Origin of the sequence: Massilia sp. CT11-108 (genome assembly GCF_047302915.1) — a bacterium.
In the GTDB taxonomy this organism is placed as follows: domain Bacteria; phylum Pseudomonadota; class Gammaproteobacteria; order Burkholderiales; family Burkholderiaceae_D; genus Telluria; species Telluria orientalis.
In genome coordinates this window covers 1-8059 of sequence record NZ_JBKYMO010000261.1, presented here as the reverse complement: position 1 = coordinate 8059, position 8059 = coordinate 1, and the positions used below count along the sequence as shown (strand labels likewise).

6 protein-coding genes and 1 pseudogene are annotated in these 8059 nt (G+C 67.3%); 6 read left to right on the top strand and 1 reads right to left on the bottom strand.

Going from position 1 to position 8059, the window contains the following annotated elements; genetic code table 11:
* Window positions 1-182 precede the first annotated feature (182 nt).
* The gene (locus ACEN88_RS19495) at window positions 183-851 is read right to left on the bottom strand and encodes an energy transducer TonB (RefSeq protein WP_413342174.1); all 669 of its coding nucleotides are present in this window, start codon (window positions 849-851) and stop codon (window positions 183-185) included.
* A gap of 260 nt (window positions 852-1111) precedes the next feature.
* On the opposite strand from ACEN88_RS19495, the gene ACEN88_RS19490 reads away from it, so the two are divergent.
* The 6 genes and pseudogenes from ACEN88_RS19490 to ACEN88_RS19465 form a co-directional block, all read left to right on the top strand.
* Window positions 1112-1762: a response regulator gene (locus ACEN88_RS19490; protein WP_229412145.1), complete on the top strand. Its 651-nt coding sequence runs from the start codon at window positions 1112-1114 to the stop codon at window positions 1760-1762.
* A gap of 44 nt (window positions 1763-1806) precedes the next feature.
* Window positions 1807-2772 (top strand): hypothetical protein, encoded by a 966-nt coding sequence (locus tag ACEN88_RS19485; protein ID WP_413342172.1) that lies wholly within the window; start codon window positions 1807-1809, stop codon window positions 2770-2772.
* Window positions 2769-4349 carry an ATP-binding protein gene (locus ACEN88_RS19480; protein ID WP_413342170.1) on the top strand — a complete coding sequence of 527 codons (1581 nt, stop codon included), beginning with the start codon at window positions 2769-2771 and terminating at the stop codon, window positions 4347-4349. The genes ACEN88_RS19485 and ACEN88_RS19480 overlap by 4 nt, the downstream gene beginning before the upstream one ends.
* Before the next feature lie 59 nt (window positions 4350-4408).
* Entirely contained in the window at window positions 4409-6097 is a 1689-nt protein-coding gene (locus tag ACEN88_RS19475) for a M14 family zinc carboxypeptidase (RefSeq protein ID WP_413342168.1), read from the top strand.
* Between the two features lie 18 nt (window positions 6098-6115).
* Window positions 6116-7786, top strand: a complete 1671-nt coding sequence (locus ACEN88_RS19470) for a PQQ-dependent sugar dehydrogenase (protein ID WP_413342166.1) — start codon at window positions 6116-6118, stop codon at window positions 7784-7786.
* A 54-nt stretch (window positions 7787-7840) separates the two neighbouring features.
* Window positions 7841-8059: pseudogene (locus ACEN88_RS19465) on the top strand (cytochrome B); the annotation flags it as partial.

Genomic DNA, 8059 nt, shown 5'->3' with positions numbered 1-8059 from the left:
AGCACCTGCACGTGCGCCTGCGCGCGCGCCGCGTTGAACCCGGGGACGAACGGGCCGGTCGGCACCGGCGCCGCGCGCGGCTGCAGCATGAGCCAGGCGAGGAGGAAGGCCAGGCCGCAGGCCGCCCATACGGCCGGTCGAGGTACGTGACGCATCGTGCGTCTCCCTTTGTTCGCCACCAACTAGTCGAGCTTCCAGACGAAGGCCAGCTTCGCCCAGCCGGCTTCCGCGACGCCGTTGTTCGTGGCGGGCTTGAATTTGCACAGCGTCAGGGCATTGATGGCGGCGCGATCGAGGTCGCGCGACCCGCTCGATTGTTCGATGCGCGAGGAACTCACGCGGCCGTCGGCGCCCACGAGCAGCGCCAGGGTCGTGGTCCCGGTGTCGCCCCGGCGCGCGGCCGCGGCCGGATAGTCGGGCAGGGCGCAGCCATTGGCGTCCGCGAGCACCGCCGTGCGCATCTGGCCCGGGTTGGCGCTGGGCGTGGCCGGCGTGTCCGGCACGGGGTCGGACGGCATGGCCGGGAACGGCGACGGGTCGGACGCCGTGGTCGCCTGGATGGGACTCGGCACCGGCGGCGGGGCCACATCCACCTCGACCTTCGGCACCACGACGTCCGGCGGCGCCAGTTGCTGCGTGGGCTTCGGCGGCTCGGGCGGCGGTGGCGGCGCCGGGCGCTCCGGCTCGATCATGACGAGCACCTGTTCCGGCAGGCTGGACAGGGAAATCTTCTTCGTGTTGATGCTGTGGATGAACACGGCGCCGAGTGCCACGTGCAGGGCGGCGACGAGGACGAATTTCGCGGCTTTCGCATCGGGGCGGTTGCCGCCCGGGAGACTCGTGAATTGCATGGCCATCCTCCTTGTTGTTGTACCGGCATTGCCGGAGGTAAAACGGAGTGAAGCGGAAAATCCATCGAACGGAATGAATATATGCTATTTGCTAGCAATCGGCAAAGCGATTTCATGGCAATGTATCATTCCACTTTATTGCCGTGGCCGTCTTGACAATTTGGAAAATGAATGCTTGCCGCCTCGCGCCCGGTGCTGTTGTGTGGAATAATCGTCTCTGTGCTTTCGCCTGAAAGCAGAAGTAGCCTGGAGAATCGAACGTGCAGAAAGAGCAAAAGCCGATCCGCGTGATGCTGGCGGACGACCACCCGATCGTGATGACCGGGTTCGCGATGTCGTTGTCGGCGCAGGGAATGGAAGTGGTGGGCCAGGCCAAGAGCCCGAGCGAGGCGGCCGCGATGTATGCGGAATTCAAGCCGGACGTGGCGGTGCTCGACATCCGTTTCGGTACCGAGCTGACGGGGATGGACGCGGCGCAGAACATCCTCCGGACCGACCCGAAGGCCAAGATCGTGTTCCTCAGCCAGTTCGACCAGGACAGCCTGATCAAGGAAACCTACCGCCTGGGCGCGCACGCGTTCGTGACGAAGGATTGCGACCCGGCCGACCTGGCCGATGCCGTGCGCCACGCGCACGCGGGCAAGCTGTATTTCCTGCCGCAGATCGCGGAGCGCCTGGCCAGCCTGGCCGTGCGCGGCGACGTCTCGCCGCAGTCGCAGCTGGACGAGCGCAGCCTGGAGATCTTCAAGCTGATGGCCGAGGGCCTGACCAATATGGAGATCGCCGAGCGCCTCAACCTGTCGACCAAGACCATCAGCAACATCAGCCAGTCCGTGAAGGAGAAGCTCGGCGTGCACCGGCAGGCGTACATCACCAAGCTCGCCGTCAAGCATGGCTTGATCGAGCCCTGACCCGTTTCGTTGCCGTGTTGTCGTCCGTGCTCCGGTTTGCAAACTTGGGTTCCCGCCTGCGCGGGAACGACGGTGCCTGCGTCGGCACGTCGTCCCCGCGCAGGCAGGGACCCAATGTGGTGCTGGCGCTGGCCGCCCTGATGTTGACGACGTCCGCGCACGCGTTCTCCACCCGCGACATCAAGCCGGAGCCCGTGCAGGGCTACCGCTTCCAGATCGTCACGACGGACGACAGCGCCATCACGCGCCGCATCGTGGACGACATCACGCGCCGCCTCGTGCCCGTGTTCTCCGTGTTCCGCACCGAACTGGCCCAGCACCGGCGCATGCTGTACGTGACGGTCGGCCCGGCCGCGTTGCGCGAAGTGGCGCAGCGCCGTTGCGATTGCGTCGTCGTCTCCACGTTCACGTCGAGCCAGGTCGTGCGCTCCATCCTCGGCACCCTGCCGCCGGCGCGCGCAGCAATGTTCACGGCCGTGTACGCGGAGCCGGCGCCGGCCGACCAACTGCGCCTCGTGGCCCTGCTGTACCGGCGTCCCGTGCGCGTGGCAGCCATCCTCGGCCCGGACACCGCATTCCTCAAGCCGATGCTGGAAAACGAGCACGTGAACGTGCTGCAGGCCGATCCGGACGCGGACATCAACCGCCTGCTGGGCCAGATCGGACAGACCGACGTGCTGCTGGCGCTGCCCGACAGCGCCGTCTACAATCCGGAACACTTCCGCAACATCCTGCTCTCGACCTACCGCCACAAGCAGGGCGTGATCGGCTTCTCGGCCGACATGGTCAAGGCGGGCGCGCTGGCGACGACGTATTCCGAGGTCGAGGATATCAACGCCCAGGTGGCCGAGATCGTGGCCAGCTATGTGGCCGGCGGCGAGCTGCCGGCGCCCCAGTTCCCGCGCTACTTCCACACCATCGTCAACGAGGGCGTCGCGCGCTCGCTCGACGTCGAGGTGCCGGACAACGTGCGCCACTTTGCCCGGCCCGTGCCGCCACGCCAGCCATGAAACGCCCCGCCGCCCTCCGCGACGCCTCGCTGCGCGCCGCCAAACTGCGCTCCGTCACCTTGCGGCCCGCCAGGCTGCGGCCCGGCGCGCTGCAGTTCTGGCGCGGCTGGAGCATCGGCCTGCGCATGGCGTTCATCACCATGCTGCCCGTAACCCTGCTGTTCACGTCCTTCGTCTGGTATTCGTGGTACGCGCACCGCGCCCAGGTCGACGAGGAACTGGCGGAGCGCGGCCGCATCCTCGCGCGCGCGCTCGCCGAGACCAGCGAATACAACGTCATCTCGGGCAACCTGTCCGACCTGCGCCTGACCATCAACGGCCTCGTGCAGTCGGACAGCAGCGTGTACCGCATCGAAGTCGTCGACATGAACGGCCAGACCCCCGTCTCCGTCGCGTCCGAACACCCGATCGAGGCGGAGAGCCGCTCGTTCGAGGCGCAGATCAGCAAGCAGGTCGTGTGGTTCAACCTGTTCTCGGACAACGGCACGCCGCACGTCTCCGCCGCTGGCGACACGCGTCCGCCCACGCTGACGACGGAGGTCGTGGGCCTCGTGCGCGTGACGATGTCGCCCACGAACATGCTGGCCAAGCAGCTGCACCGCTTCCGCGTCGAACTGGCGATGGCCGCGCTGGCACTGGCCGCCAGCGGCGCGCTCGCGTACATCCTCGCGCGCAGCCTGACCGTGCCGCTGCGCGAGGCGATCTCCGTGCTGCGGCGCATCCGCGGCGGTAACTACCGCGTGCAGCTGCCCGTCACGACGGGCGGCGAGGTGGGCGAACTGCAGGCGTCGATCGGCGAGATGTCGGTGGCGCTGGATCAATCGAAGCAGGACCTGGAAAACAAGGTGGCCGAGCGCACGCGCGACCTGCTTGCATCGCGCAACGAGGCGCTGCGCGCCGACGCCGACAAGCGCAAGCTGATCCAGAAGGTCAACAGCATCATCGAGGACGAGAGAAAATCCATCGCCGTCGAGATCCACGACGAATTGAACGCCTCGCTGATCGCCGTGCGCCTGGAATCGCAGACGATCCAGCAGCTCGCCGCCAAGGCCACGCCGGGCGAGGAAATCGACCAGATCCGCGCCAAGGCCCAGGCCATCACCAAGCTGGCGCTGGACCTGTACGCGAACGGCCGCCGCCTCGTGCGCCGGCTGCGTCCGGAAGTGCTGGACATGCTCGGCCTGCACGGTGCCGTCGAGGAGATGGTCAGCCACTACCGCAGCTCCGGCGTGCACTTCGAATTCGAATCGCAGGGCGATTTTTCCAAGATCGGCAACGAGCTTGCGATCTCCGCCTACCGCATCGTGCAGGAAGCGCTGTCGAACATCATGAAGCACTCGCAGGCCGGCTTCGCGCGCGTCAGTCTCGCGCTGTCCGACGAGGACGGGGCGCTGCACATCGAAGTGCAGGACGACGGCGAAGGCTTCGATCCGGCCGTGGCGTCGGAAGGCATCGGCATCATCGGCATGCGCGAGCGCGTGTTCGCCCTCGGCGGCAGCATCCACGTGCAGTCGCATCCCGGCGAGGGCACCCTCGTCGCCATCACCCTCCCGCTGTCGGACGTGGCGGCTGCCTGAGCGCAGTCATCTGAGGTAGAGTAGCGACCTCAGACTTCCACAAGATAGCAAACGACACCATGCTGAACGCATTGCAGACGCCTTTCGAGCAGGGCAACCAGAATCAGACCACGACCTGGTCCGATTGCATCGCCTGGTACGAAAACCTCGCGCACCAATACCCCCGGGTGCTGCGCTTTTCCGTGGTCGGGACCTCCGACGCGGGCGTGCCGATCCACGCCGGCGTCATCTCGGCCGACGGCGTGTTCGACCGCGCGCAGATCAAGGCCGCGGGCCGTCCCGTCTTCTTCAACAACAACGGCATCCATCCGGGCGAACCGGAAGGCGTCGATGCGTGCATGGCGCTCGTGCGCGACTTTTGCCAGCAGCCGGACCGCCTTGCGGCGCTGGGGCAAACCGTGTTCCTGTTCGTCCCGCTCTACAACGTGGACGGCGCGTTCAACCGCGCCAATACGTCGCGCGTGAACCAGGACGGCCCGGAGTCGTTCGGCTTTCGCGGCAACAGCCGCCACCTCGACCTGAACCGCGATTTCGTCAAGTGCGACACCTTGACGGCGCAGACCTTCAATAAACTGTTCACGGAATGGGATCCGGACGTGATGGTCGATACGCACACGTCCAACGGCGCCGACTACAGCTACACGATGACCCTGATCCCGACCCAGGCCGACAAACTGGGCGGCGACCTCGGCACGTTCCTGCGCGATACCATGCTGCCCGCGATGTACGCGGAGATGGACAAGCGCGGCTGGCCCATGTGCCCGTACGTGAACCCCGTCAAGGACAGCCCGGATGACGGTATCGCCGACTTCCTCGAGACGGCGCGCTTCTCGACGGGCTATGCGGCGCTGCACGACACGATCGGCTTCATGCCCGAGACGCACATGCTGAAGCCCTTCGCCGACCGCTACCACTCGATGCGCGCGCTCGTCGAGACGGCGCTCGACTTCACCATCGCCAACGGCGCCAGGATCGTGCAGATGCGCCGCGCCGCCCGCGCGGCCGGCCACACGCGCCGCGAATGGCCCGTGCACTGGGCGATGGACGAAGCCAATCCGTCCACGTTCCGCTTCAAGGGTTATGCGGCGAAGTACAAGGCGAGCGTCCTCGGCGACTACCAGCGCCTGTACTACGACCGCAACGAGCCGTTCGAACGCGACATCGCGCACTACAACCGCTTCCCGGCCGACGTCGTCGTGCCGGCACCGAAGGCCTATGTCGTGCCGCAGCAGTGGCGCGAAGCGATCGAGCGCCTGCGCTGGAACGGCGTCAGGCTGGAGCGGGTGGAGGCCGAGCGCACGCAGGAGGTGTCCGTCTACCGCATCGCCGCGTTGACGACGCGCCCGCACGCCTACGAAGGCCACATGTTCCACGACGACGTGCAGCTGGAGCGCGTGCGCGAGACCGTGACCATCCGTGCCGGCGACTACCTCGTCCCGCTCGACCAGGACCAGGTCCGCTACGCCGTCGAGACGCTGGAACCGCAGGCCCACGACAGCTTCTTCCGCTGGGGTTTCTTCAACAGCGTGCTGGAAAAGAAGGAAGCGTATTCGGACTACGTGTTCGAGGACGAGGCCGAGCGCCTGCTGGCTGCCGAGCCTGACCTGGCCGCGAAGTTCGGCGCCTGGAAGGCCGCCAATCCGGACCTGCTGCGGGATCAGGGTGCCGTGCTCGACTTCATCTTTGCGCACTGCGCGCGCTGGCGCGAGCCGGAGTGGCGCCGTTATCCGGTCTTCATGATCGACTGATTCACCTGGGGAGAAAAAATGAACTACAAGATCGCCGCCGCACTGGCGCTGCTGGGCGCCGCCTCCGCGGCGTCGGCCGCACCATCCGCGGGCCAGACCTATTTCGAACAGAACTGCGCCAGCTGCCACACGGCCGATGCCGCCATGGGCTCGCGCGCGGGTCCGCCGCTGTTCAACGTCGTGGGCCGCAAGGCCGGTTCGGCACCGGGCTACAACTACACGGATGCGCTGTCGAAGGCCGGTGCGGCCGGCAAGACGTGGACGCGCGCGGAGCTCGACGTCTTCCTGCGCGACCCGACGAAGGATGTGCCGGGCACTGCGATGCCGATCGGGATCGCGGACGCAAAAGCACGCGGTGCCGTGATCGACTATCTCGCCGCGCAAAGCGGCAAATCGGCGGCACCGAAAACCGCCGCCGCGACAGGCGCGCGTACCGGCGCCTGGACCGACGACAAGCCGGGCGACGTGCACCACATCACGGTCGACCAGCTCGTCGCACCGTTTGCCAGCGAGAGCGCGGGCAATGGCCCCAAGCTCGCGAAGCGTCCGGACGGCGCGCTGCCGGCCGTGCCGAAAGGCTTCAAGGTCAGCGTGCTGGCCGACACGGGCAAGGCGCGCTACGCGCTGCGTGCGCCGAACGGCGACATCCTCCTGGCCGATTCGGGCAAGGGTGAAGTCCGCATCCTGCGCCTGTCGGCCGACGGCGCCAAGGTGGGCACGGACAGCGTATTCGCAACGGACCTGTCGCGCCCGTACGGCCTCGCGCTGTGGCCGGCCGCGAATCCGAAATACCTGTACGTGGCCAACGCGAATTCGGTCGTGCGCTTCCCCTACGCCGCGGGCGACCTGAAGGCGAAGGGCAAGCCCGAGACGATCGTCGAGAAGATCGTCGACGGCCTGGGCAACCACATCACGCGCTCGCTCGCGTTCTCGCAGGACGGCAAGACGCTGTTCGTCTCGGTCGGCTCGGCCACCAACGTCGGCGAAGGCATCGGCGCCACGCCGCCGCAGCCGCTCGCGCAATGGGAAGCCGCGCACGGCCTGGGCGGCACGTGGAACCAGGAGACCGACCGCGCCACCGTGCTCGCGTTCGACCCGGACGGCAAGAACCGCCGCAATTACGCGAACGGCCTGCGCAACTGCGTCGGCATGTTCGTGCATCCGGACACGGGCGACCTGTATTGCAGCGTCAACGAGCGCGACGAACTGGGCGACAACCTGCCCCCGGACTACGTCACGCGCGTGAAGCGCGGCGGCTTCTACGGCTGGCCATGGTACTACCTGGGCGCGCACGAAGACCCGCGCCTGAAGGGCGTCCGCCCGGACCTGAAGGACAAGATTACCGTGCCCGACACGCTGATCCAGGCGCACTCCGCGCCGCTGGGCATGACCGTGTACCACGCCCCGGCGGGCGCGAAGCACGCGTTCCCGAAAGAGTACGACGGCGACATCTTCCTGGCGCTGCACGGCTCGTGGAACCGCGGCATCCGCACCGGCTACAAGGTCGTGCGCGTGATGATGAAGAACGGCGCGCCGACGGGCCAGTACCAGGACTTCATGACCGGCATGGTGCTGTCCGACCGCGACGTGTGGGGCCGCCCGGCCGCGGTGACGGTGGCGGCGGACGGCGCGCTGCTCGTCGTGGATGACGGCGGCGGCGTCGTGTGGCGGATCGTCCCGGCCAAGTGAGGCGATAAGAAAACCTTAAGCAGGCTTGCCGATGATGAGGGTCAGGAGGCAAGCATGAAAAACGTTCTTGTGTGGGACCTGCCGGTCCGCGTATTCCACTGGCTGCTGGCGGCCAGCTTCGCCGGCGCCTGGCTGACGGCCGGGCACGAGCGCTGGATGCTGGTGCACGTGACCCTCGGCTGCACCGTGCTGGCGCTGGCCGTCCTGCGCGTCGCGTGGGGCCTCGTCGGCACGCGCCACGCCCGCTTCGGCGACTTCGTGCGCGGGCCGACG

What these genes read in the sequence shown, in the direction of transcription:
- ACEN88_RS19470 (WP_413342166.1), top strand. Translation starts at nt 6,116, where the DNA reads ATGAACTACAAGATCGCCGCCGCACTGGCGCTGCTGGGCGCCGCCTCC.
- ACEN88_RS19480 (WP_413342170.1), top strand. Translation starts at nt 2,769, where the DNA reads ATGAAACGCCCCGCCGCCCTCCGCGACGCCTCGCTGCGCGCCGCCAAA.
- ACEN88_RS19475 (WP_413342168.1), top strand. Translation starts at nt 4,409, where the DNA reads ATGCTGAACGCATTGCAGACGCCTTTCGAGCAGGGCAACCAGAATCAG.
- ACEN88_RS19495 (WP_413342174.1), bottom strand. Translation starts at nt 851, where the DNA reads ATGCAATTCACGAGTCTCCCGGGCGGCAACCGCCCCGATGCGAAAGCC.